This is a genomic window from Streptomyces rapamycinicus NRRL 5491, from assembly GCF_024298965.1.
In the GTDB taxonomy this organism is placed as follows: Bacteria; Actinomycetota; Actinomycetes; order Streptomycetales; family Streptomycetaceae; genus Streptomyces; species Streptomyces rapamycinicus.
Window position 1 is genome coordinate 3,695,316 of record NZ_CP085193.1, and the last position, 24,124, is coordinate 3,719,439.

Annotated in this window: 19 protein-coding genes and 1 riboswitch; of the genes, 7 read left to right on the forward strand and 12 right to left on the reverse strand. The window is 73.2% G+C overall.

Going from position 1 to position 24,124, the window contains the following annotated elements; genetic code table 11:
* The first annotated feature begins 27 nt into the window (after nt 1-27).
* Nucleotides 28-1,089: a septation protein SepH gene (gene sepH / locus LIV37_RS14900; RefSeq protein WP_020867956.1), complete on the forward strand. Its 1,062-nt coding sequence runs from the start codon at nt 28-30 to the stop codon at nt 1,087-1,089.
* A 63-nt stretch (nt 1,090-1,152) separates the two neighbouring features.
* Here sepH and LIV37_RS14905 read toward each other — a convergent pair whose 3' ends face one another.
* Nucleotides 1,153-1,989, reverse strand: a complete 837-nt coding sequence (locus tag LIV37_RS14905) for a sulfurtransferase (protein ID WP_020867957.1) — start codon at nt 1,987-1,989, stop codon at nt 1,153-1,155.
* Between the two features lie 288 nt (nt 1,990-2,277).
* Between LIV37_RS14905 and LIV37_RS14910 the strand changes: the two genes are divergently transcribed.
* Nucleotides 2,278-3,051, forward strand: coding sequence for a VOC family protein (locus LIV37_RS14910; RefSeq protein WP_121825459.1), 774 nt, complete (start codon nt 2,278-2,280; stop codon nt 3,049-3,051).
* A 67-nt stretch (nt 3,052-3,118) separates the two neighbouring features.
* Here LIV37_RS14910 and LIV37_RS14915 read toward each other — a convergent pair whose 3' ends face one another.
* The 4 genes from LIV37_RS14915 to LIV37_RS14930 all read right to left on the reverse strand — a co-directional run bounded on the left by LIV37_RS14915 (nt 3,119) and on the right by LIV37_RS14930 (nt 8,657).
* Entirely contained in the window at nt 3,119-3,763 is a 645-nt protein-coding gene (locus LIV37_RS14915; RefSeq protein WP_020867959.1) for a thymidine kinase, read from the reverse strand.
* Between the two features lie 72 nt (nt 3,764-3,835).
* Nucleotides 3,836-5,077 (reverse strand): alkaline phosphatase family protein, encoded by a 1,242-nt coding sequence (locus LIV37_RS14920; RefSeq protein WP_020867960.1) that lies wholly within the window; start codon nt 5,075-5,077, stop codon nt 3,836-3,838.
* On the reverse strand, nt 5,077-5,673 hold the full coding sequence (locus tag LIV37_RS14925) for a DUF5998 family protein (protein WP_020867961.1): 597 nt from the start codon (nt 5,671-5,673) through the stop codon (nt 5,077-5,079). Before LIV37_RS14925 ends, LIV37_RS14920 begins: the two co-directional genes overlap by 1 nt.
* A 116-nt stretch (nt 5,674-5,789) precedes the next feature.
* Nucleotides 5,790-8,657, reverse strand: a complete 2,868-nt coding sequence (locus LIV37_RS14930; protein ID WP_121826034.1) for a bifunctional acetate--CoA ligase family protein/GNAT family N-acetyltransferase — start codon at nt 8,655-8,657, stop codon at nt 5,790-5,792.
* 189 nt (nt 8,658-8,846) lie between these two features.
* Between LIV37_RS14930 and LIV37_RS14935 the strand changes: the two genes are divergently transcribed.
* On the forward strand, nt 8,847-9,128 hold the full coding sequence (locus LIV37_RS14935) for an HPr family phosphocarrier protein (protein WP_020867963.1): 282 nt from the start codon (nt 8,847-8,849) through the stop codon (nt 9,126-9,128).
* 165 nt (nt 9,129-9,293) lie between these two features.
* On the opposite strand, the gene LIV37_RS14940 is transcribed toward LIV37_RS14935, so the two are convergent.
* The 4 genes from LIV37_RS14940 to LIV37_RS14955 form a co-directional block, all read right to left on the reverse strand.
* On the reverse strand, nt 9,294-10,049 hold the full coding sequence (locus LIV37_RS14940) for a GntR family transcriptional regulator (protein ID WP_121825458.1): 756 nt from the start codon (nt 10,047-10,049) through the stop codon (nt 9,294-9,296).
* Nucleotides 10,050-10,304: 255 nt separating this feature from the next.
* The gene (locus LIV37_RS14945) at nt 10,305-11,099 is read right to left on the reverse strand and encodes a M23 family metallopeptidase (RefSeq protein ID WP_020867965.1); all 795 of its coding nucleotides are present in this window, start codon (nt 11,097-11,099) and stop codon (nt 10,305-10,307) included.
* A 14-nt stretch (nt 11,100-11,113) separates the two neighbouring features.
* A riboswitch (cyclic di-AMP (ydaO/yuaA leader) is annotated at nt 11,114-11,278 on the reverse strand.
* A gap of 290 nt (nt 11,279-11,568) precedes the next feature.
* Nucleotides 11,569-12,951 carry a M16 family metallopeptidase gene (locus LIV37_RS14950; protein ID WP_121826033.1) on the reverse strand — a complete coding sequence of 461 codons (1,383 nt, stop codon included), beginning with the start codon at nt 12,949-12,951 and terminating at the stop codon, nt 11,569-11,571.
* A 20-nt stretch (nt 12,952-12,971) separates the two neighbouring features.
* Entirely contained in the window at nt 12,972-14,342 is a 1,371-nt protein-coding gene (locus LIV37_RS14955; protein WP_121825457.1) for a M16 family metallopeptidase, read from the reverse strand.
* Between the two features lie 315 nt (nt 14,343-14,657).
* On the opposite strand from LIV37_RS14955, the gene LIV37_RS14960 reads away from it, so the two are divergent.
* Nucleotides 14,658-17,108 carry a DNA gyrase/topoisomerase IV subunit A gene (locus LIV37_RS14960; RefSeq protein ID WP_020867968.1) on the forward strand — a complete coding sequence of 817 codons (2,451 nt, stop codon included), beginning with the start codon at nt 14,658-14,660 and terminating at the stop codon, nt 17,106-17,108.
* A gap of 626 nt (nt 17,109-17,734) precedes the next feature.
* On the opposite strand, the gene LIV37_RS14965 is transcribed toward LIV37_RS14960, so the two are convergent.
* Entirely contained in the window at nt 17,735-18,061 is a 327-nt protein-coding gene (locus LIV37_RS14965; RefSeq protein WP_020867969.1) for a tetratricopeptide repeat protein, read from the reverse strand.
* Nucleotides 18,062-18,348: 287 nt separating this feature from the next.
* Here LIV37_RS14965 and LIV37_RS14970 point away from each other — a divergent pair, with 287 nt between their 5' ends.
* The 3 genes from LIV37_RS14970 (at nt 18,349) to LIV37_RS14980 (ending at nt 21,859) form a co-directional block, all read left to right on the forward strand.
* A complete protein-coding gene (locus LIV37_RS14970) occupies nt 18,349-19,341 on the forward strand; it encodes a sucrase ferredoxin (RefSeq protein ID WP_020867970.1) in 993 nt (330 codons plus the stop codon).
* A gap of 131 nt (nt 19,342-19,472) precedes the next feature.
* Nucleotides 19,473-21,143 carry an ATP-binding protein gene (locus LIV37_RS14975; RefSeq protein WP_121825455.1) on the forward strand — a complete coding sequence of 557 codons (1,671 nt, stop codon included), beginning with the start codon at nt 19,473-19,475 and terminating at the stop codon, nt 21,141-21,143.
* Nucleotides 21,140-21,859, forward strand: coding sequence for a response regulator (locus LIV37_RS14980; RefSeq protein ID WP_020867972.1), 720 nt, complete (start codon nt 21,140-21,142; stop codon nt 21,857-21,859). The genes LIV37_RS14975 and LIV37_RS14980 overlap by 4 nt, the downstream gene beginning before the upstream one ends.
* 12 nt (nt 21,860-21,871) lie before the next feature.
* On the opposite strand, the gene LIV37_RS14985 is transcribed toward LIV37_RS14980, so the two are convergent.
* Nucleotides 21,872-23,479 carry a solute symporter family protein gene (locus LIV37_RS14985; protein ID WP_020867973.1) on the reverse strand — a complete coding sequence of 536 codons (1,608 nt, stop codon included), beginning with the start codon at nt 23,477-23,479 and terminating at the stop codon, nt 21,872-21,874.
* Entirely contained in the window at nt 23,476-23,922 is a 447-nt protein-coding gene (locus LIV37_RS14990) for a DUF485 domain-containing protein (RefSeq protein WP_121826032.1), read from the reverse strand. The genes LIV37_RS14985 and LIV37_RS14990 overlap by 4 nt, the downstream gene beginning before the upstream one ends.
* Between the last annotated feature and the right edge of the window lie 202 nt (nt 23,923-24,124).

Below are 24,124 nucleotides of genomic sequence, written 5' to 3' on the forward strand. Positions count from 1 at the left end.
TCGGCAGGCACCACCCGGGAGGTCCCCATGCCCGAACTGCGTGTCGTGGCCGTCAGCAACGACGGCACACGGCTGGTGCTCAAGGCTGCGGACAGCACGGAGTACACACTTCCCATCGACGAGCGACTGCGCGCCGCGGTGCGCAATGACCGCGCTCGGCTCGGCCAGATCGAGATCGAGGTCGAGAGCCATCTGCGGCCCCGTGACATCCAGGCCCGTATACGTGCCGGCGCCACCGCCGAAGAGGTCGCGCAGATGGCGGGCATCCCCGTCGACCGCGTGCGGCGCTTCGAGGGCCCGGTGCTCGCGGAGCGCGCCTTCATGGCCGAGCGCGCCCGTAAGACTCCCGTGCGCCGCCCCGGCGAGAACACCGGACCGCAGCTCGGCGAGGCCGTCGCGGAGCGGCTGTTGCTGCGCGGTGCCGAGAAGGACACCACGCAGTGGGACTCCTGGCGGCGCGACGACGGCACCTGGGAGGTGCTGCTGGTCTACCGGGTCGCCGGTGAGCCGCACTCGGCGAGCTGGACCTACGACCCGCCCCGGCGGCTGGTCCAGGCGGTGGACGACGAGGCGCGGGCGCTGATCGGCGAGGCCGACGACACGCCCGAGCCGAGCTTCCCGTTCGTGCCGCGGATCGCCCGGCTGCCGCGCGACCGGGACAGGGACCGCGATCGCGACCGGGACCGGACGTCGTCCGAGCGCCTCGGTGACGACGACGCCCCGGCACCCGCGTCCGCCTCGCTGGACGACGGTCTCGGTGAGCGGGACTCGCTCACCAGCCTGCTGGAGGCCGTGCCCAACTTCCGTGGCGACATGGTCGTACCCGAGGCTCCGGTCGCGTCGGCTGCCCCGCAGCCGGACGAGCCCACCGAGGAGCCGGAGGCCGTCGAGCCGCCCGCCTCCGCGGCGAGCGCGGGTTCGGCGTACGCGGATGTGCTGATGCCGCGCTCGGTGGCGGGCCACCGCGACCGGCTGACCGGTACGACGGACCGCCAGGCGGAGGCGGACGGCGTCCGCCCGGGCCGCCGGGCCGCGGTGCCGAGTTGGGACGAGATCGTCTTCGGCACCCGCCGCAAGAAGCAGGAGTAGCGGCCGCCGCCGCGCCGACGGGCCCTGCCACCGCACGCCGGTGGCAGGGCCCGTCGGCGTCGGTCAGCCCCGCTCGGGGCCGGTGGCCACCGGACGGGCCCCGTCCGCGGACCATTCGCTCCAGGAGCCGACGTACAGGGCCGCCGGAACGCCCGCGACCGCCAGCGCCAGCACCTGGTGCGCGGCCGAGACCCCGGAGCCGCAGTACACCCCGACCTCGGCGTCACCGGTGGCGCCCAGGGCCGCGAACCGCTCGACCAGCCGCTCGGCGGGCAGGAAGTGACCGTCGTCCGTGACGTTCTCCGCCGTGGGAGCGGAGACCGCGCCCGGGATGTGGCCGCCGACGGGGTCGATGGGCTCGACCTCCCCCCGGTAGCGCTCGCCCGCACGCGCGTCCAGCAGCACTCCGCGCCGGGCGAGCGCCGCCGCGTCGTCCGCCTCCAGCAGCGGCAGGGCCCCGGGGCGCGGCACGAAGTCGCCCTCGGGCGCGTCCGGCACCTCGGTGGTCAGCGAGCCGTCGGCCGCCGTCCACGCGGGCAGCCCCCCGTCGAGCACCCGGACGGACGGATGGCCCGCCCAGCGCAGCAGCCACCACGCGCGCGCCGCGGCCCACCCCTGTCCGCCGTCGTACGCCACCACGCGCCGGTCCTGGCTCACCCCGGCTCGGCGCATCGCGGCCGCGAACGCGGAAAGATCGGGCAGGGGGTGGCGGCCGGACTTTCCGGGCGGGCCCGCGAGCTCGGTGTCGAGGTCGACGTAGACGGCACCGGGCAGATGCCCCGCCTCGTATGTGGGGCGGCCGGGAGGCCCGCCGAGCTGCCAACGCACATCGAGCAGGAGCGGAGGATGATCCTCCGCCAGCTCGCTCATGAGATCGGATGCGGTGATGATGGCATGCATAGGGATCATCCTTGCGTAGGTATCTCTGCGTCGATTGGACCACCCGGTCACCCGGTGTACGTCTGGGTGACACCAGAGCGCAATGAAGCCGAAACGGATGTGCGGCAATAATTCGGGCATTCTGCTGCGAGGCACGGCGAATTGCGGTTCCGCCAGGGCGCTATGTGCGACAGGTGGTGCAAACATCTGTCGGGCCCCCCCGCATCAGCACCTCCGCACGACCGCCCCGCGCCGCCGACCGGCCCGGGGCCGTACCTCCACCACGATGGTCCGAGGAGAGAATGACGTATGACCGAGGCAGCGACTCGGCGCACACCGGGCACGCCCTGCTGGACGAGTCTGATGGTGCACAGCCTTGCCGCGACACAGGACTTCTACCACTCCCTGTTCGGCTGGGAGTTCACGCCGGGCCCCCAGCAGCTCGGCGCGTATGTCCGCGCGGTGCGGGGCGGCCGACCGGTCGCCGGGTTGAGCGAGCTGCCTCCGGAACGCCATCTGCCCGTGGCCTGGATGACCTATCTGGCCTCCGACGACGCCGATGAGACCGCCGAGATGATCCGCGCGTGCGGCGGCACCGTGGCGGTGGGACCGCTGGACGCCGACGAGGCCGGCCGGATGCTGATCGCCGCCGACCCCGAGGGCGCGGTGTTCGGGGTGTGGCAGGAGTGCACGTACGCGGCGGCGGAGCCCGGGGCACCGGGCACTCCGGTCTGGCACGAGCTGCTGACCCGTGACGGCACCGGGGTGCTGAAGTTCTACAAGATGGTCTTCGGCTATCAGACGGAACCGGCGGCCCCCGAGGAGCCGGGCTGCCGCACCTTGCACCTGGACGGCCGGCCGGTGTGCGCGATCCAGAGCGTGGGCGACGCCCTGCCGCGCGGCCGGGGCCCGTACTGGATGACCCACTTCGCGGTGGACGATGTGGACGAGACGGTGCGCCGGGTGACCGCGCTGGGCGGTCAGGTGGTGCGGCCGCCGTCGCGGGGAGCGAGCGGCCATCGGGCCACGGTGCGGGACCCGGAGGGGGCGGCCTTCACCGTCGTACGGCGCACGGAGGGATGAGCCGGGCGGGGTGCCGTGAGCCGGGCGGCGGCCGGAGGGCCGGGGGACGGGCCACGGGAGGACCCCGTCAGTCGACGGGCAGCACATCCGGTGACAGGGTGGCGGCGCGCGCCCGGGCGGCCGTCATCCGGCGCCGGTGGTGGCGCCGGCACAGCACCTCGTAACCGACCTCGCTCCCCGGCCGGTTGACGTCGCCCACGACCACCTGGGCGCCCTCGACGACCATCTGGCCACCGACGGTGCGGGCGTTGTGCGTCGCCCGGGCGCCGCACCAGCACAGCGCCTCCACCTGCAGCACCTCCACCCGGTCGGCCAGCTCCACCAGGCGCTGGGAGCCGGGGAAGAGCTTGCTGCGGAAGTCGGTGGTGATGCCGAAGGCGAAGACGTCCACCTCCAGGTCGTCCACCACCCGGGCGAGTTGGTCGATCTGCGGTGGGGTCAGGAACTGCGCCTCGTCGGCTATCACGTAGTCGACCCGGCCCCCGGCGGTCAGCGCCTGGACCACATGGGTGTAGAAGTCGAGGTCGTCGGCGACCTCGATCGCCTTGGTGGCCAGCCCGAGCCGCGAGGAGAGCTTGCCCTCGCCCTCCCGGTCGTCCCGGGTGTAGATCATCCCCTGGAGCCCGCGCGCCGAGCGGTTGTGCTGGATCTGCAGAGCGAGGGTGCTCTTTCCGCAGTCCATCGTTCCGGAAAAGAACACCAGCTCGGGCATGAGGAGGCGGGGCCTTTCGTAGGGCGGGGTGACCGGTGCGGGCGTGAGCGGGCCGGGCGTGAACGGGGGCGTTCAGGAGCGTACTTCGAGGAGCGGCACCAGCTGCTCCAGGGGGGTCATCGAACCGTGCAGCCCGACCATGGCGGACTCCTTCGGCTCGGTGTGCGAGGCGACGATCGCGACGTCGTCGCGCGCGGCGGCCACGATGTCGCCGATCCGCCGGTACACCCGGTCGTCGACGCCCTTACCGCCGCCATCGGCGCCGCCGGGCCCGCCGAACCAGCCCGCCTCGATGGCCTCGTCACGGCCCGCCACCCACATCCGCTCCCCCAGCACCTCGCGCCAGACGGCCAGCACATCGCCCGCGGCGCCGGGGACGGCGTACACATGGCGGGCGCGGCCCTCGCCGCCGAGCAGCGAGACGCCCGCGCGCAGCTCCCAGTCCTCGTCGAAGTCGATGCGCGACTCCGGGTCGAACGGGATGTCGATCATGCCGTGGTCCGCGGTGACATAGAGCGCCGAGCGGGGCGGGAGGCTCTCGGCGAGCCGCTGGGCGAGCCCGTCGACATAGCGGAGCTGATCGCGCCACTCGGGCGAGTCCACGCCGAAGCGGTGCCCCTTGCCGTCCACCTCGCTGTAGTACGTGTAGACGAGCGAGCGGCCCGCGGCTCCGAGCTGCTCGGCCGCGAGGTCCATCCGCTCCTCACCGGTGAGCCGCCCGTGGAAGGTGCCGCCGCTGAGCGCGACCTTGGTGAGCGGGGTCTCGGCGAAGGTGGGCGCGGAGACCTGGCAGGTGTGCACGCCCGCGGCGTCCGCGAGCTGGAAGACGGTCGGATACGGCTGCCAGGCGTGCGGCTCCGTCCAGGGCTGCCAGCGCAGCTGGTTCATCAGCTGGCCGGTGTCCGGGTCCCGCACCGTGTAGCCGGGCAGGCCGTGGGCGCCGGGCGGCAGTCCGGTGCCCACCGAGGCGAGCGAGGTCGCGGTGGTGGACGGGAAGCCCGCGGTGAGCGGCTCCCCCGAACCGTTCAGCGAACTGGGCAGCAGCGAGGTCAGAAAGGGCGCCTCGCCGGGGTGGGCGCGCAGCAGCTCCCAGCCGAGGCCGTCCACCAGGAAGACACAGACGCGGTCGGCGGGGGCGAGCACCAGACCGGAGGAGATCCCCGGGACCTCCTGGCCCGCGGCCACGGCGGGCAGCAGATCGGCGAGCGAGCCGGTGCCGTACCGCGGCAGGGGCGCGGAGCCGGGGTCCAGCGGGGTGGGCTCGGGCCAGAAGGAGGCGGTGGAGGGCAGCGGGCCGGTGGCGGAGCCGGACATCAGCGGCCGGTGTCCGGGGTGGCCGCGGTGGCCTCGGAGAGCGCCTGGGCGAAGGCGAGGGTCTGACGGACGGTGTCGGGGCCGTCCCCGGCCTCGCTGACGCGCAGGCTGAGGTCGTCGGCGGTGGAGGAGCCGGTGTAGCCGTGGTCGGCCTCGCAGTTGGGGTCGCCGCAGGCGGCGGGCTCCAGGTCGAGGCGGCTGACGGCGCCCCAGCCGATGGTCAGCACGACCTCGCGGGGCAGCGTGCCCGGGGTGTACGACTCGGGGTTGGCGACGACGCGGCTGAGCACGACCGAGGAGATCCGCTGGAGCTTCACGGACTCGGTGGAGGTGGTTGCGTACGGCGACGGGGAGGTGCCGTCCGCGGCCTGCTCGTCGGTGTGGCTGACGATGAAGCGATTGTCCGTGAGGACGAGGACCGTCACATGGCGGCGGACCTCGTTGGCGTCGAAGGTGGTCTCCTGGTGGACCAGGTACGACACGATGGGCTCGCCGCCCACGGCGGCCTCCACCGCCTCGGCCACGAGTGCCGGGTAATAGCCACTGCGCTCGATCGCCGCGCGCAGCCCCTGGGTCGTCGTACCGGTCTTCGCCATGTGCACCATCCTACGGGGCGACGCCGACACGGGCGCCCGTGCCCGTCAAGGCTCGGACGACTCACGCGGAGGTTCGGACGACCGCACACCTGGGTTCGGACGACTCGGCGGGCGGCTCAATAGGCGGGCATGTGGCGGGGACCGAGGTCGGTGCGCGGGGGCGGCGGGGCGAGCCGAGCCGAGGCGCCGAGTACGGACAGGCCGTGCTGGGCGACGACGACGGGCTCGAGGTCGACGGCGACCATCTCGGGGTGGTCGTCCACCAGGCGGGACACCCTCAGCAGCAGCTCCTCGAGGGCCGCGGTGTCCACCGGCTTGGAACCGCGCCAGCCGAACAGCAGCGGCGCGGTCCGGATGGACCGGATCAGCTCGGCGGCGTCCTGGCCGGTGACGGGGACGAGACCGTGGGCGGTGTCGCCGAGCAGTTCGGACGGGGCACCGGCGAGCCCGAAGGAGAGCACGGCCCCGGCGGCGGGGTCGATGGCGGCCCGTACGACGGTGTCCACGCCGCGCGGTGCCATCCGCTGGACGACCAGCCCCAGCTCCTCGGGGCGGCCCAGGTAGCCGGTCAACTCGGCGTAGGCCCGGCGCAGTTCCGTCTCGCTGCCCAGCTCCAGCCGCACGCCGCCCAGGTCGGCGCGGTGCCGCAGATGGGAGGCGGTGGGCTTGAGCGCGACCGGGAAGCCGAGCCGCTCTGCGGCCTTCACGGCGGCGTCGGGGCCGGGCGCGGGGAGGGCGGGCAGCACGCTGACGCCGTAGCGGGCCAGCAGGCGCTGGGTGTCGGCGGCGGACAGTTCGACGCCGGGGCCCGTGCCGTCGCCGGTCCCGGCTCCTGTGCCGTCTCCGGCCCTACCGGCTCCTGTGCCGTCGCCGCCCCTGCCGGCTCCTGTGCCGTCGCCGCCAGTGCCGTCGGCCGGGGCGAGCAGCACCTGGATGTCGGCCGCCGCGCCCGCCTCGTCGATGTCGTCGTACTCCGGGACCCGCCCGGGCTCGGCGGCCTCCTCCCGCCAGCGCGCGTACCGCACGGCCTCGGCGAGCGCCCGTACGGCCCGCTCGGCGGCGGGGTAGGCGGGGATCCGGCGGGTGCCGGGGGCGGGCTCGCCGCCGGTGCCGGCCAGGGCCTGCGCGAGCTCCTGGATCTCCAGGTGGACCACCGCCACCGGTTTGGCCGGACCGGGCCCGGGGGCCTGCGCCGCCTCCCTTACGGCCGCGGCGAGGGCCTGAGCGCTGCCGTCGCCGACCCACGGGATGGCGGTGACGACGACGGCGTCGCAGGTGTCGTCGGCGAGGGCCTCGGTCAGGGCGCGCCGGAAGTCGTCCGGGGTGGCGTCCGTGGTCAGGTCGCGGGGCGGCAGCGGGCGGAGTTCCTCGGTGAGGCAGGCGTCGTAGGTGATCAGGCCGAGCGACTCGGAGTTGCCGAGGATGGCGACGCGCGGACCGGCGGGCAGCGGCTGGGAGGCGAGCAGCACCCCGGTGTCGGCGAGTTCGGTCACGGTGTCGACCCGGATGACGCCGGCCTGCCGCAGCAGATCGGAGACGGTGGCGTCCGGGATCCGGGTGGTGGGCACGGCGTGGCCGGTGGGGGCGCTGCCGGTGTGGCGGGCGCCCTTGACGACGACCACCGGTTTGACGGCCGCGGTGCGCCTGGCGAGCCGGGTGAACTTGCGGGGGTTGCCGATCGACTCCAGGTACATCAGGACGACGTCGGTCAGCGGATCGTCGTACCAGTACTGGAGCAGGTCGTTGCCCGAGACGTCGGCGCGGTTCCCGGCGGACACGAAGGTCGATATTCCGGCGATCCCGGCGAGGCTCGCCAGCCCGGCGCCGCGCCGGTTCAGCCCGGACAGCAGCGCGATGCCGATGGCCCCGGACTGGGTGAACAGGCCCAGCCGGCCGGGGTTGGGCAGCTGCGGGGACAGGGAGGCGTTCAGCCGGACGCCGTCGGCGGTGTTGATGACGCCGAAGGCGTTGGGGCCGATGACGCGCATGCCGTAGGAGCGGGCCTGGCGTACGAGGTCGCGCTGCCGGTCGCGGCCCTCGCCCCCGCTCTCGGCGTATCCGGCGGAGAGCACGACGAGCCCCTGGACGCCGTGGTCGCCGCATTCGGCCACGACGGCGGGCACCCGCTCGGCGGGGACGGCGACGACGGCCAGGTCCACGGGCTCCTCTATGGCGCGCAGCGAGCGGTGGGCTAGGACGCCCTCGGGCTCCAGCCGCGTCATGTCGTCGGGGAAGGCGTGGTTGACGGCGTGGACGCGCCCCGTGAAGCCGGCGTCCAGGAGGTTGCGCAGCACGGTTCGGCCGACGCCGCCGGGTGTGCGGCTGGTGCCGATGACGGCCACGGAGCCGGGCGCGAGCAGCCGCTGGACGGACCGGGCCTCGGCGCGCTGCTCACGGGCGCGCATCACGGCCAGGGAGCGGTCGGTGGGTTCGAGGTCGAACTCGAGGCGGACGACCCCGTCCTCGAAGCTGCGCTTCTGGGTGTAGCCCGCGTCCGTGAACACCTTGATCATCTTGTTGTTGGCGGGCAGCACCTCGGCGGCGAACCGCCGGATTCCGCGCTCGCGCGCCACGGCGGCGATGTGTTCGAGGAGCGCGGAGGCCACCCCGCGGCCCTGATGGGCGTCCTGGACGAGGAAGGCGACCTCGGCCTCGTCGGCGGGGGCCGCGGCGGGCATCCCCCGGCCGTCGATGCGGTCGTACCGAACGGTGGCGATGAACTCATCCCCCACGATGGCCGCCAGACCCACCCGGTCGACGTAGTCGTGGTGGGTGAAGCGGTGGACGTCGCGGTCGGAGAGACGGGGGTAGGGCGCGAAGAAGCGGTAGTACTTCGACTCGTCCGAGACCCGCTCGTAGAAGCTGACCAGCCGCTGCGCGTCATCGGTGGTGATGGGACGGATCTGTGCCGTACCGCCGTCCCGGAGCACCACATCGGCTTCCCAGTGGGTCGGGTAGGCGTGATGGTCCGACGGGCTCCGCATGGGAGCCAGGGTACGGGCCCGCCCGGTCCGGATGGTGGACACCCTTGCGTGGGGGCCAAGTGTCGGGGGAAGGTCCGTATCGGACCGGTCCGGGCATGGCCGGGCCCACTCGGACATCGTTCGGGTGTATCCGGACACCGTATGATTTTGGTCTAGACAACAGCACCGTCACACCTGAAGGGCAACACCATGGCTGAGCGCCGCGTCACCATCGGCTGGGCCGAGGGCCTGCACGCCCGCCCTGCGTCGATCTTCGTCCGGGCGGCCACCGCCGCCGGCGTCCCCATCACGATCGCCAAGGGCGACGGCACCCCGGTCAACGCCGCCTCCATGCTGGCCGTGCTCGGCCTGGGCGCCCAGGGCGGCGAGGAGGTCGTCCTCGCTTCCGACGCGGACGACGCCGAGGTCGCGCTCGACCGTCTGGCGAAGCTGGTGGCGGAGGGGCTCGAGGAGCTTCCCGAGACCGTCTGACCCCGGGCGAGCCCTGCCTGGAATTCCCGGGTGATTCCCGGGGCGATTTCAGGAATTCGGCACGGCGGGGCCGCGGTGGCCGTACCGGCCACCGCGGCCCCGCCATTTTCTGTTTCGGCGCACGGAATTTCCAAGGAGTCCAAGGAGTTGTATACGGGAGTTCTGTTAATTCCGGCCGCTCGCCGTGTTGACGGAATGTTTCGAAGTCCTCACCGGAATCGGGCGGCGCAGCCGGTATTCCGACAGCGCGCGCTCGGTGTGCGCCGTGGCGAGCGCCCGCGCGCGGTCGGCGTCGCCGCGCGCCACCGCGTCCACCAGCGCGCCGTGCTCCGCCCAGGACTCCACGGCCCGTGCGGCCGGGTCGGGGCGCGCGGCGCCCTCGGGCGGCACGGGCCGCGACCCGGGAGCGGCGGCGTACACCCACGCGGTCTTACGGCGCAGCTGGACGAGCAGCGCGGCCAGGCTCGGGCTGCCGGACGCCTGGGCGAGCGTCTCGTGGAACCAGTCTCCCAGCGGCCGCAGTTCGCCGAGCTGACCGCCCTGGGCGCGCTCCCGGCCGAGCCGGACCAGTCCGCGCAGCACCTTCAGATGGGCCTCGGTGCGGCGCTGTGCGGCCCGCGCGGCGCCCAGCGGCTCCAGCAGCGCGCGGATGTCCAGCAGGTCGGCGGCCTCGCGCTCTGAGGGCTGGGCGACACAGGCCCCCGCGTGCCGCCGGGTCGTCACGAAGCCCTCGGACTCCAGGGTGCGCAGGGCCTCGCGGACCGGCACCCGGGAGACGCCGTAGCGCCGCGCGAGCAGTTCCTCGGTGAGGCGACTGCCGGGCTGATACGCGCCGGAGACGATGTCGTCGCGAATCGCCGCGCAGACCGCGTGTGCCGAAATCCGGCGACCGCCCTGGACCGCGTTCGTATCCCCGCTCACTTACGGTCCCGCATTGTCGAACCTCCGCCTTAACGCCCGCGAAACGCGGCCATGGAATGCGCGTTGACCGACTCTATTCCACATGGCCGCCATTTCCGATGGCGGGAAGCATTTCATGGCTGTTTTTTGGTCAGCCGGGCGGCGGCACGCCGAAGGCCCCGTCCTGCGGACGGGGCCTTCTCGGAAGTCTCACGGGGTCTCGGGATCTCGGGATCGTGAGACCGCGCGCGGCGTTCGCGTCGGACGCGCGACGGGTCAGACGTTGACGCCGTGCGTGCGCAGGTACGACAGGGGGTCCATGTCCGAGCCGTAGTCCGGGCTGGTGCGGGCTTCGAAGTGCAGATGCGGTCCGGTGACGTTGCCGGTGGCGCCCGACAGGCCGATCTGCTGGCCGGGGGTGACCTTCTGGCCGACCGAGACGCTGATGGACGACAGGTGGCCGTACTGGGTGTACGTGCCGTCGTTCATCTTGATGACGACGTTGTTGCCGTAGGAGCCGCCCCAGCCCGCCTCCACGATCTCGCCCATGCCCACGGAGTGCACCGTGGTGCCGGTGGAGGCGTGGAAGTCGATGCCGGTGTGGCTGCCGGAGGACCACAGACCGCTGGACGCCTGGTAGCCGGTGGAGACGTAGGAGCCGCTGATCGGCGACACGAAGGTGTTGATGCGCTTGCGCTCGGCCTCGCGCGCCGCGCGCTCCTTGGCCTCGCGCTCGGCCTTGGCCTTCTTCGCCGCGGCCTCCGCCTTTCTGGCGGCCTCCTGGCGGGCGATCGCCTCTGCCTTGGCCTTGGCGGCGGCCTGCTCGGCGGCGGTCTCCTGGGACTGCGCCTGGGCCTCGATGTGGTCCGCGATCCCGTCGCCGATCACGATCGCCTGGGTCAGACCGGTCTGCTGGGGATTGGGGCCCCCGTCGGCCGCGAACGCCTGTCCGGTGATCCCGGCGACCACACCCGAGGCGACGGTCGTGATGCCCACGACGTTCGCACTCGTGCGGATGTTGACCTTGTTGGTGCGGCGGTGCTTACCGGTGGCAGTGCGGGTGGACGCCATACTGAGGCGCACTCCTTTCCTTCCTTCTCGCCTACCGGGTTAGCTGACGGGTTCGGAGCAGGAAGGTCTCCTACGGACCCCTCCCCCGGCCGGGGAAGGCGCCCGATTCACCCCTGGGGACGTGTTGGGTCCCCGGCTCCCCTGGCTTGCGCCGTACGGGGACTCGGCGATGACTGTCCGGTGCCGCGGGTGCGGCGGGTCGCTGGCGAACAGCCGGACTGACGCTAAACGGGCCCGCTTTCGATCACAAACGGTTCCGGTTTTTTGTTGCTCTCCCCACAAACCAAACAAGCAGTCAATCCCATAAATCGGGCATGTCGGAAGGGCCCCGGCGCCCTTTCGGGGCCGGGGTCCTTCCGCTGTCGGCTCATGGACCGGACGTCCGCCGGACCGCCTGCCGGGCCGTCAGCGAGCCGGCCGGACCGGCGGTTCCGCGCACGGATCCGGCCAACTCTCGTCGGCCGTCGGCTCAGTTGGAGATGACGCGCACTTCGCCGATGCCCAGCGCCCGGACCGGCTCCTCGATCGCCGAGGCGTCCCCGACCAGCACCGTGACCAGCCGGTCCGCCGGGAAGGCGCTCACCACCGCGGCGGTGGCCTCCACCGTGCCGGTCTCCGCCAGACGGGCGTACAACTGCGCCTGGAAGTCGTCCGGAAGATGCTGCTCGACCTGGTCGGCGAGGGTGTTCGCGACGGACGCCGCCGTCTCGTACTTCAGCGGGGCGACGCCCACCAGGTTCTGCACCGCGACATCGCGCTCGTCGTCGGTCAGCCCCTCCTCCTTCAGCGTGCGCAGCACCTTCCAGAGGTCGTCCAGCGCGGGGCCGGTGACCTCGGTGGCCACCGAACCGCTGATCGCCAGCATCGAGGCGCCCGTGGAGCCGCCCGCGGGCGACGGGGGCCCGGAGCGCAGCACCTGGCCGAAGGCGCGCACCCCGTAGGTGTAGCCCTTCTCCTCGCGCAGCACGCGGTCCAGGCGGGAGGTGAGGGTGCCGCCCATGCAGTACGTGCCGAGCACCTGCGCGGGCCAGACCCGGTCGTGGCGGTCGGCGCCCACGCGCCCGATGAGCAGCTGGGTCTGCACCGCGCCCGGCCGGTCGACGATCACGACACGGCCGGTGTCGTCCGCGACGATCGGGGGGGCCGTGCGCGGCGCGCCCGCCCCGCCCGTCCAGGCGCCGAGGGTGTCGGCGAGTGCCCGGTCAAGGTCGACACCGCCGAGGTCGCCCACGATGACGGCCGTGGCGGTGGAGGGGCGGAGATGCGCCTCGTAGAAGGCCCGCACGGCCGCGGCGTCGATACCCTCGATGGTCTCCTGGGTGCCCTGGCGCGGCCGGGACATCCGCGACTCGGCCGGGAAGAGCTCCGCGGAGAGGGCCATGGAGGCGCGGCGGGCCGGGTTGGCCAGCTCATGGGGGATCTCGTCCAGCCGGTTGCGCACCAGCCGCTCGACCTCGCCGTCCGGGAAGGCGGGGGCGCGCAGCGCGTCGGCCAGCAGACCGAGCGCCTTGGTCAGCCGGGAGACCGGGACCTCCAGGGAGACGCGGACGCCGGCGTGGTCGGCGTGGGCGTCCAGCGTGGCGCCGCAGCGCTCGAGCTCGGCGGCGAACTCCTCGGCGTCATGCTTGTCGGTGCCCTCCGAGAGGGCGCGCGCCATGATCGTGGCGACGCCTTCGAGCCCGGCCGGCTCGGCGTCCAGCGGCGCCTCCAGGTTGATCTCGACGGCGACGACCTGCTGACCGGGGCGGTGGCAGCGCAGCACGGCGAGGCCGTTGGGCAGCTCACCGCGCTCGGGGGCCGGGAACGCCCACGGCCTGGGGGCGCCGCCCTTGGGCTGCGGGTGGAAGGTCATGGTCGCGGTGACGGCGTCGCTCACTGGGCCGCCTCCCCTTCTGCGTCGGTCTCGGCGGCTTCGGCGGTGTCGGCTGCGTCCTCGGCGCCCTGGACGGGCTCGTAGACCAGCACGGCGCGGTTGTCGGGGCGCAGCCGCGCCGCGGCCACGGCCCGCACCTCCTCGGGGCTGATGTCGAGCACCCGCTCCACGGCGGTCAGCGCCAGCTGCGGGTCGTCGAACAGCACCGCGTAACGGCAGAGCTCGTCGGCCCGGCCGCCGACCGTGGCCAGCCGGTCCAGCCACTCGCGCTCGATCTGCGCCTGGGCGCGCTCCATCTCCTGCGGGGTCGGCCCCTCCTCGGCGAAGCGGGCCAGCTCCTCGTCGACGGCGGCCTCGATGGCGGGCACCTCGACCCCGCCGGAGGTCTTCACGTCCAGCCAGCCCAGCGAGGGGGCGCCCGACAGCCGCAGCAGGCCGAACCCGGCGGCCACGGCGGTGCGGTCGCGGCGCACCAGCCGGTTGTGGAGCCGGGAGGACTCACCGCCGCCGAGGACGGTCAGCGCCAGGTCGGCGGCGTCGGACTCACGGGTGCCGTCGTGCGGCAGCCGGTACGCGGCCATCAGGGCGCGGGCCGGGACCTCCTCCTCCACGACCTCGCGCAGCTGGCCGCCGATCACCTCCGGGAGCGTGCCGTCGCGGGGCGGCCGCTTGCCCTCGTGGGAGGGGATGGAGCCGAAGTACTTCTCGATCCAGGCGAGCGTCTGCTCGGGGTCGATGTCGCCGACGATCGACAGCACGGCGTTGTTGGGGGCGTAGTAGGTGCGGAAGAACTCCCGCGCGTCCTCCAGGGAGGCCGCGTCCAGGTCGGCCATGGAGCCGATCGGGGTGTGGTGGTACGGGTGGCCCTCGGGGTACGCCATGGCGACGAGCTTCTCGAAGGCGGTGCCGTACGGGACGTTGTCGTACCGCTGGCGGCGCTCGTTCTTGACGACGTCGCGCTGGTTCTCCAGGCTCTCCTCGTCCAGCGCGGTCAGGAGGGACCCCATCCGGTCGGCCTCCAGCCACAGGGCGAGCTCGACCTGGTGGGCGGGCATGGTCTCGAAGTAGTTGGTGCGCTCGAAGCTGGTCGTGCCGTTGAGCGAGCCGCCGGCCCCCTGCACCAGCTCGAAGTGGCCGTTGCCGGTGACCTGCGCCGAGCCCTGGAACATCAGGTGCTCGAAGAGGTGCGCCAGGCCGGTGCGCCCCTTGACCTCATGGCGCGAGCCGACGTCGTACCACAGACAGACCGCGGCGACCGGGGTCAGATGGTCCTCGGAGAGCACCACGCGCAGGCCATTGGCCAGGCGGTGCTCAGTCGCTTTCAAGCCGCCGGAGCCGGCCTGCTGCGTGGCCGTGTGACCCATGGGCATGTACGTCCCTTCGATCGCGTGATGGAGCGCGTGCCAGCCGCTTGCGCAGCGCTTCTGTCACTGTATGCAAGGGGACGGACATCTGGCGAAGTTCCGGTCCACTCCCGTGCCGCCGAGCTGTCCCGAACCGTTTCGGCGACCCTTCCGGCGCCGGATCCGGACCCCTTCGAGGGGGCTTCGCGCGGTGGTGCCGGGCGGCGTTCCGGGGCCCGCTCCGAGCGCGAGCGCCCCGGGCCGTTCCACACTTGTCGGTGGACCGGGCCACAATGGTCCGCGTCAGATCCCGCATCGGCAGTTGAAGGAGCCCCAAGCGCGATGGCCCGCCGCCGCACGAAGACCCCGCCGCCGGACGACTTCGAGGAGCGCATCCTCGACATCGACGTCGTCGACGAGATGCAGGGCTCCTACCTCGAGTACGCCTACTCGGTCATCTACTCGCGCGCGCTGCCCGACGCCCGAGACGGGCTCAAGCCCGTGCACCGCCGCATCCTCTACCAGATGAACGACATGGGCCTGCGCCCCGAGCGCTCCTATGTGAAGTGCGCCCGCGTCGTCGGCGAGGTGATGGGAAAGCTCCACCCGCACGGCGACGCGTCGATCTACGACGCGCTGGTGCGCATGGCGCAGCCGTTCTCCATGCGCCTGCCGATGGTCGACGGCCACGGGAACTTCGGCTCGCTGGGCAACGACGACCCGCCGGCCGCGATGCGGTACACCGAGTGCCGGATGGCGTCGGCGACCTCGCTGATGACCGAGTCGATCGAAGAGGACACGGTCGACTTCTCCCCGAACTACGACGGCAGTGAGCAGGAGCCGGTCACCCTCCCCGCCGCCTATCCGAACCTGCTGGTCAACGGCACGTCCGGGATCGCGGTCGGCATGGCCACCAATATGCCGCCGCACAACCTGGGCGAGGTCATCGCCGCCGCCCGCCATCTGATCAGGCACCCGGGCGCGGACCTCGACACGCTGATGCGGCATGTGCCGGGGCCCGACCTGCCCACCGGTGGCCGGATCGTGGGCATGAGCGGCGTCCGGGACGCGTACGAGACGGGCCGCGGCACCTTCAAGATCCGCGCCACGGTGGCCGTGGAGGACGTGACGGCCCGTCGTAAGGGCCTCGTCGTCACCGAGCTGCCCTTCGCGGTGGGGCCCGAAAAGGTCATCTCCAAGATCAAGGACCTGGTCGGCGCGAAGAAGCTCCAGGGCATCGCGGACGTCAAGGACCTCACCGACCGTGAGCACGGGCTGCGGCTGGTCATCGAGATCAAGAACGGCTTCAACCCCGAGGCCGTGCTGGAGCAGCTCTACAAGCTCACACCGATGGAGGAGTCCTTCGGCATCAACAACGTGGCGCTGGTTGACGGCCAGCCGCTCACGCTGGGCCTGAAGGAGCTGCTGGAGGTCTACCTCGACCACCGCTTCGACGTGGTCCGGCGGCGCAGCGAGTTCCGGCGTACCAAGCGGCGGAACCGGCTGCACCTGGTCGAGGGTCTGCTGGTGGCCCTGCTCGACATCGACGAGGTCATCCGCCTCATCCGGCAGAGCGAGAACGCGGCGGAGGCCAAGCGCTCCCTCATCGAGCGCTTCGGCCTCTCCGACGTCCAGACGCAGTACATCCTGGACACCCCGCTGCGCCGGCTGACCAAGTTCGACCGGCTGGAGCTGGAGTCGGAGCGCGACCGGCTCAACGCCGAGATCGAGGAGCTGACCCGGATCCTCGACTCCGACGCCGAGCTGCGCAAGCTGGTCTCCGCCGAACTGGCCGCGGTGGCCAAGAAGTTCGGCACCCCGCGCCGCACGGTGCTGCTGGAGTCGTCGAACGCGCCGGTGACCGCGGTGCCGCTGGAGGTCGCGGACGACCCCTGCCGGGTGCTGCTGTCCTCCACCGGGCTGCTGGCCCGTACCGCCAACGGCGAGCCGTTCCCGGTCGAGGGGAAGGCCAAGCGCGCCAAGCACGATGTGATCGTCTCCGCGGTCCCGGCCACGGCCCGCGGCTCCGTGGGGGCGGTGACCTCCACCGGGCGGCTGCTGCGGCTCTCGGTGATCGACCTCCCGATCCTCCCGGAGTCGGCCGCACCCCCGAATCTGTCGGGCGGGGCGCCCATCGCCGAGTTCCTCTCGCTGGAGGACGACGAGGAGCTGATCTGCCTCACCACCCTGGACGAGTCCTCACCGGGGCTCGCGATCGGCACGGAGCAGGGCGTCGTCAAGCGCGTGGTCCCCGACTACCCCGCCAACAAGGACGAGTTGGAGGTCATCGGCCTCAAGGAGGGTGACCGGATCGTCGGCGCGGTGGAACTGTCCACCGGCGAGGAGGACCTGGTCTTCATCGCCGACGACGCCCAGCTGCTGCGCTACGCGGCGAGCCAGGTGCGGCCGCAGGGCCGCGCCGCGGGCGGTATGGCGGGCATCAAGCTCACCTCAGGCGCCAAGGTGATCTCGTTCACTGCCGTCGACCCGGCGAGCGACGCGGTGGTCTTCACGGTCGCGGGCGCGAGCGGCACCCTCGACGACTCGGTCCAGTCGGCCAAGCTCACCCCCTTCGACCAGTACCCGCGCAAGGGCCGGGCCACGGGCGGGGTGCGCTGCCAGCGGTTCCTGAAGGGCGAGGACCGCCTGGTCATGGCCTGGGCGGGCACGGTCCCGGCCCGCGCGGCGGGGGCGAACGGCTCCCCGGCGGCCCTGCCGGAGATCGACCCGCGCCGCGACGGCTCGGGCGAACCGCTCGCCAAGCCGGTGACGGTGGTGGCCGGGCCGGTGTAGCCCGGAGGGGCGGGCCTGGCAGGACGGGCGGGTCCGGCAGGACGGGCAGGCCTGGCAGGCCTGGCAGGACGAGCAGGTCCGGCAGGACAGGCGGGTCCGGCAGGACGAGCCCTGACGAGCAGGGTCCGGCGCGCGCGAGCCCGGTCCGGCACGGACGAGCCCGGTCCGGCCCAGGCGAGCCCGGTCCGGCACGGACGAGCAGGGTCCGGCACGGACGAGCAGGGTCCGGCACGGACGAGCAGGGTCCGGCACGGACGAGCAGGACGAGCGCGCAGGGGCGCGGCATCGCGAGGGTGCCGCGCCCTCGCCGTTTGCGGGCACCCGCGCCGTTCACGGTCGTCGGGCCCGTCCGCATACGGGTAGCCCCGCTCACCCGGCACGCGGCACGACCCGCCTGGGCCCGGCAGGCCCGATGTGAGGGCCGCCCGCTCCCGGGCCCGGCACGGCCCCTCGCCGCGTTGCCGGAGCGACCCGAGTACGCCCCCGGACGGGGGCGGTCCTCCGCCGTGCGGACGACCGCACAAGCTCCCCCTGGCCGCCACCCTGAGAAGCCCCCTGTTCGCGGCCGAGCGCCCCGGTGAAGGCTGCCCCGGACAGCCGACAGCCGACAGCCGACAGCAAACGATTCAGTGGCCGCTGCCATTGCGCCGGGCGCGCATCTGGCGGAGGGCGAGGCGCGCGCCGTCGTGGCCGCGGTCGGCCGCCCGCTGGAAGTGCCGCTCCGCCTCGCCCAGCTCGCCGCGGTCCAGGTGGACGGTGCCCAGCACCACCATGGCCGAGAGATCCCCCGTCCCGGCGGCCTTGCCGAGCCAGTGGACCGCCTCGGCGTACGCGCCCCGCTGCCCCAGCCCGATGCCGTAGACGGTCATCCCCCGCGGATCACCGGCCTCGGCCGCCTTACGGGCGAGCGATTCGGGAATCGGCCGCCCCTCGTCGTAGGCCGCCCTCACCATGGCCCTCAGCCCGGGATCCAGCGAGCGCGCCCCGCGTCTCCCCCGTCGGCCGCGCCACCGCGCCCATAAGCGACCCATATCCACCCCCTCCGCCCCTGGGCGCCATTTTCCCGTCTGCTCCCACCCCATGGAACGGCGAGTACGCGGCGGAATACGGACTGCCACGCTCCGCTCCTGGGGCCGATGAGACACCGCTCGACTCCGGCCGTCCGTCCCTCCACCACGGCTCCGGCGCGTACGCACGGCCCCGCGAGCACTCTCGATCAAGAGAGGTTAGGCTTACCTTCGTGAGCACGTGCGCGACCGCCTCCCGCGACCTGTCCGAGCCGCTCGCCGGGACGGCGGCCACCGCCTCCACCTGGCTGCTGGTGGAACAGCCCGGGCCCTGGGGCACCGAGGCCCTCACCGCCAGCCGCCTCGACCCGGCCGTAGGGCGCGCCCTGGAGCGCGCCGCCGAGGGCACGGGCGTACGGGTCGCGCTGATCCGCCGCCCCGGCCGCCACGCCGATCTGCACACCGGCGCCCGGCACCGGGTGTTCGTGGCCCACACCCGGCCCGGCCACTCCTGGATCCGCACCACCGCCCTGGACGACCCGGCCCGGCTGCTCGGCCTGGACTTCGCCGCGCTGGGCGCGGGCGACCCCGGCGGGCTCACCCTGCGGCCCCATGCGCCCCACGAGCCCCATGACCCCGCGCCCTGGGAGGAGTACACCGGCGATCCGCTGGTGCTGGTGTGCACCAACGGCAAGCGCGACCGCTGCTGCGCCCTCCTCGGCCGCCCACTGGCCGGCGAGCTGGCCGCCTCCGGGGTCCACAGCACCTGGGAGATCACCCATATCGGCGGCCATCGCTTCTCCCCCACCCTCGTCGTGCTGCCGCACGGATACGCCTACGGCAGGGCCACCGCGCAGGGCGTCAAGGACGTCATCGAGGCGCTGCGCAACGGCCGGGTGGTCACCGAAGGCTGCCGCGGCCGCTCCGCCTGGGAGCGTTCCGGCCAGGCCGCGGAGCTGGCCATCCGCGAGCTGACCCGCGAGGACGGGGCCGACGCGCTGACCGTCGTACGGACCGAGGGCGAGGCCCCGGTCTGGTCCGTGACCGTCGCGCACCGCGACGGCCGGGCCTGGCGGGTGAGTGTCGCGCAGATCGCCGCGGCGCCGCCGCGGCCGGAGAGCTGCGGCTCCCGCCTGGGCTCCCCGGCCCGGATGGAGGTCATCGGGATTCGGACCGCCCGGCGGCCCGCGCACGGCGTACGGGCGATGGCCGCCGGGCGCCTCTGACACCCAAGCCCCACCCCCGTCACACCCACCCCCGCAGCGCCCTGCGACCGCCCCTCCCGGCCCCCTCCGCGGGCACCTCACCGGGTCCTGCCCCGGCCCCTCCCACCCGCCCTTGGTTACCCTTCGTTGCCATGAGCGCCGCGATACCGCCGGGGCCGGCAGCCACGGCCACAAGGTGGCGCATCGGCTGGCCCCGACGCGTCTTCTCCCAGGTCCTGCTGATGCAGCTGGCCATCGCCACGGGTGTCACCGTGCTCGCGACCGGCCTCTTCCTCGCGCCGCTCAGCGATCACCTCGACGACCAGGCCATGCGCCGTGCCCTCGCCATCGCCCAGACCACGGCCGCCGAGCCCCGGATGGCCGACGCGCTCCAGCACACCCGGCCCACCCCCGGCGGGCCGGTGCAGACCGAGGCGGAGCGCATCCGCCGGGCGACCGGCGCCGAGTACGTCGTGATCATGGACCGGCGCGGGGTGCGCTGGTCCCACACCTCCCCGGACGAGATCGGCAAGCATGTCTCCACCGACCCCACCGAGGCCATCGAGGGCCGGGAGGTCATGGAGATCGACGACGGCACCCTCGGCCGGTCGGCCCGCGGCAAGGTGCCCCTGCGCGCCGGGGACGGCCGTATCGTGGGCGCCGTCTCCGTGGGCATCTCCTACGAGAGCGTGCGCGCCCGGCTCGTCGCCGCGGTCCCGGAGATGCTCGCCTACGCGGGCGGCGCGCTCGCGGTCGGCGCCCTGGCCGCGTACATGGTCTCCCGCCGACTCCAGCGGCGCACCCATGACCTGGCCTTCTCCGATATCTCGGCGTTGCTGGCCGAGCGCGAGGCGATGCTGCACGGCATCCGGGAGGGCGTTGTCGCCCTCGACGCCCACGGCCGCATCCGCCTGATCAACGACGAGGCGCAGCGGCTGCTGGATCTGCGCCCCGAGGACACCGGGCAGCCTCTGGAGGCGGTGCTGTCCCCGGGCCGTACGACCGATGTGCTGTCCGGTCGGGTCACCGGCGCCGATCTGCTGGCCGTCAGCGGCGGCCGGGTCCTGGTCGCCAACCGGATGCCGACGGACGACGGCGGCGCGGTGGTCACCCTGCGTGACCGCACCGAGCTGGAACGGCTGGGCCGCGAGCTGGACGGCACCCGGGGCCTGATCGACGCCCTGCGGGCCCAGGACCATGAGCACGCCAACCGGATGCACACCCTCCTCGGCCTGATCGAACTCGAACTGCACGACGAGGCGATGGAGTTCATCACCGAGGCGATCGGGGTGCACCGGGCCACCGCCGAGCAGGTCACCGAGCGGGTGCACGATCCGCTGCTGGCCTCCCTGCTGGTCGGCAAGGCCACAGTCGCCACCGAACGCGGCGTCTCGCTGTCCGTCGCCGGGGACAGCCTGCTGCCCAACCGGCTGGTGGACCCACCGGGGGTGGTGACGATCGTCGGCAACCTCATCGACAACGCCCTGGACGCGGCGGTCGGTTCGGCGGAGCCGCGGGTCGAGGTGGAGCTGTGCGCCGACGACCGTACGGTGCTGCTGCGGGTCTCCGACACCGGCCCCGGGATCCCCGCCGACCGGCGCGACGTGGTCTTCATCGAGGGCTGGTCGACCAAGGAGCCGCCCGCGCACGGCAAGCGCGGCATAGGGCTCGCGCTGGTCCGCCGCCTCGCCGAACGCCAGGGCGGCAGCGTCCGCGTGTCCGACCGCGAGGGCGGGGGCGCGGAGTTCACCGTCGTCCTCCCCGAGGCGCTGGCCGAACAGCCGGCCGGGGCGCCGCTGACCGCGACAGGAGACCCACGATGACCCTTGGAACCGGACCGGGCGGGTCCCTGGAGGTGCTGGTGGTGGACGACGACGTCCGGGTGGCCCGGGTCAACGCCGCGTACGTCGGCAAGGTGGCCGGATTCCGCGTCGCCGGGCAGGCGCACACCGCCGCCGAGGCGCTGGCCTTCCTGGAGGACGCCCAGGACGCCCAGGACGCCCACGTCGACCTGGTGCTGCTCGACCACTACCTGCCGGATGAGACAGGGCTGTCGCTGGTGCGGCGGCTGCGGCAACTCGGCCATCACACCGACATCATCATGGTGACCGCGGCCCGCGACATCGCGACCGTCCAGGCGGCGATGCGCCATGGCGCGCTGCAGTACCTGGTCAAGCCGTTCACCTTCGCGGGGCTGCGGGCCAAGTTGGAGGGGTACGCGGCGCTGCGCCGCGCCCTGGAGGGCGACGGCGAGGCCGGGCAGGACCAGGTGGACCGGATCTTCGGCGCCCTGGGCGGCGCCTCGGCCGGCCCGGCGGAGCTGCCCAAGGGCCATTCGGCGCTCACCGCCGATCTCGTGCGGGAGGTGCTGCGGGGCGCCGAGGGCCCGCTGTCGGCCCAGGAGGTGGCCGAGCGCTCCTCGCTCAGCAGACAGACCGCGCAGCGCTATCTGAAGCTGCTGGAGCGCACGGGTCGGGTGCGGCTCAGCCTCAAATACGGCGAGACCGGCCGCCCCGAGCACCGCTACGACTGGGTGTGAGCCCTTCCCGCCTCAGGCCGCGCCCGCCCCGGTGAGTGCCCGCACCTCCGTCTCGGCGTGCTTGGCGACATGGGCGGGGACATCCGCGGGGGCGGGTGAGGTGACCGTCCCGAGCCAGCCCGCGAGGAACCCGAGGGGCACCGAGACCAGCCCCGGGTTCTGGAGCGGGAAGAGGTGGAAGTCCACCCCGGAGAAGATCGCGTCCGGGCCGCCGGAGACCACCGGGGACAGCACCACCAGCGCCACCGCCGGAAGCAGCCCCCCGTAGACCGACCAGACCGCGCCGCGCGCCGTGAACCGCCGCCAGAACAGCGAGTACAGCAGCACCGGAAGGTTCGCCGACGCGGCGGCGGCGAACGCCAGCCCCACCAGGAACGCCACATTGAGGTCCTCGGCGAGCAGCCCCAGCCCGATCGCGGCCGCCCCGATCCCCACCGCCGCGATCCGCGCCACCACCACCTCGCCGCGCGGGGTGCGGCCCGCCCGCCTGCTCAGCGAGGTGTAGAGGTCATGGGCTACGGAGGCCGAGGAGGCGAGGGTGATCCCGGCGACGACGGCGAGGATGGTGGCGAAGGCGATCGCGGCGACGACCGCGAACAGCACCGTGCCCCCGGTCGATCCGGCGCCGCCGCCGAGGTCGAGCGCGAGCAGCGGAACGGCCGTGTTCCCGGCCGCGTTGGAGGTCCGTACGGCATCGGTGCCCAGCACGGCGGCCGCCCCGAAGCCGAGCACGATCGTCATCAGGTAGAAGCCGCCGATCAGCCCGATGGACCAGATCACCGAGCGGCGGGCGGCACGGGCGGTGGGCACGGTGTAGAAGCGCGAGAGGATGTGCGGCAGCCCGGCGGTGCCCAGCACCAGGGCGAGGCCGAGGCTCACGAAGTCCAGCCGGGCGGTCCAGTCGCCGCCGTACTTGAGCCCGGGGGCGAGGAAGTCCACGCCATGGCCGCTGTTGCGCGCGGCGGTGCTGAGCAGGGTGTCGAGATCGCCGTGGAAGCGGACGAGGACCAGGGCGGTCAGCGCGATCGCCCCGCCCATCAGCAGCACGGCCTTCACGATCTGGATCCAGGTCGTGGCGCGCATCCCGCCGAGCGCCACGAAGACCACCATCAGGGTGCCCACGCCGATGACCGTCCAGGCGCGGGCGCGGCCGCCGGTCTCCCCGAGCAGCAGCGCGACCAGGCTGCCCGCGCCGACCATCTGGGCCACGAGGTACAGCACACAGACCGTGATCGAGGAGATGCCCGCGGCGACCCGGACCCGACGCTCCCGCATCCGCGCGGCCAGCACATCGGCCAGGGTGAACCGGCCGCAGTTGCGGACCAGTTCGGCCACCAGCAGCAGGACCACCAGCCAGGCCACGAAGAAGCCCACGCAGTACAGCACCCCGTCGTAGCCGAACAGCGCGATCAGGCCGGAGATCCCGAGGAAGGACGCGGCCGACATGTAGTCACCGGCGATGGCGAAGCCGTTCTCCATCGGGGAGAACAGCCGCCCGCCCGCGTAGAACTCCTCAGGCGAGCCGTGCCGCCGGCGCCCCGCCCAGGTGGTGATGGCCAAGGTGGCCGTCACGAAGACGCCGAAGAGCAGCAGCGCCAGGCTCCGCTGATCGCCGGTCACCGCCCGTGCCCCCGCATCATCTCCTGCGTCACCCAGCGGAGTTCGAGCGCGACCCGGTCCCGGCGCAGCCGTGCGTGCCGGGCGTACGCCCAGGTCAGCAGGAAGGTGGTGGCGAACTGCGCGAGCCCCGCGACCATCGCCACATTGAGCGTGCCCACGACCGGGCGGGCCATCAGTCGGGGTGCGGTGGTGGCCGCGACGACATACGCGAGGTACCAGATGAGGAACGCGGCGGTCACCGGGAGCACGAACCGGCGATAGCGGCGGCGCACCTCCTGGAAGGCGGCGCTGCCGTGCACCTCCGTGTAGACCGCCTGGGCGGAGGGCGGACGCGCGCGCCTGGGTTCGCCGTCCGTGTCGTCCGCCTCACCCCAGCCGGACGCGAGCGCGTCGTACCACGGGTCCTCCAGCCGCGCCTCTCCCGTGTCGCGCGCGTTGAGCATGTCCACCCCGAACACTCCTTGTTCACTGCGGCATTCGCCGCGTGACCAAGGATGGGCAGATCAGAAAGATCCAGGACCCTTCAATACCGGACCTTCACCCCATCAGGTGACTCAGGTGATGAACAGCCCGGAAGCGGCACTACAGGAGCGGGCGGTGCGGGGGAACGCCGACGGGGTCCCCCGGGTGGGAGACCCCGCCGGA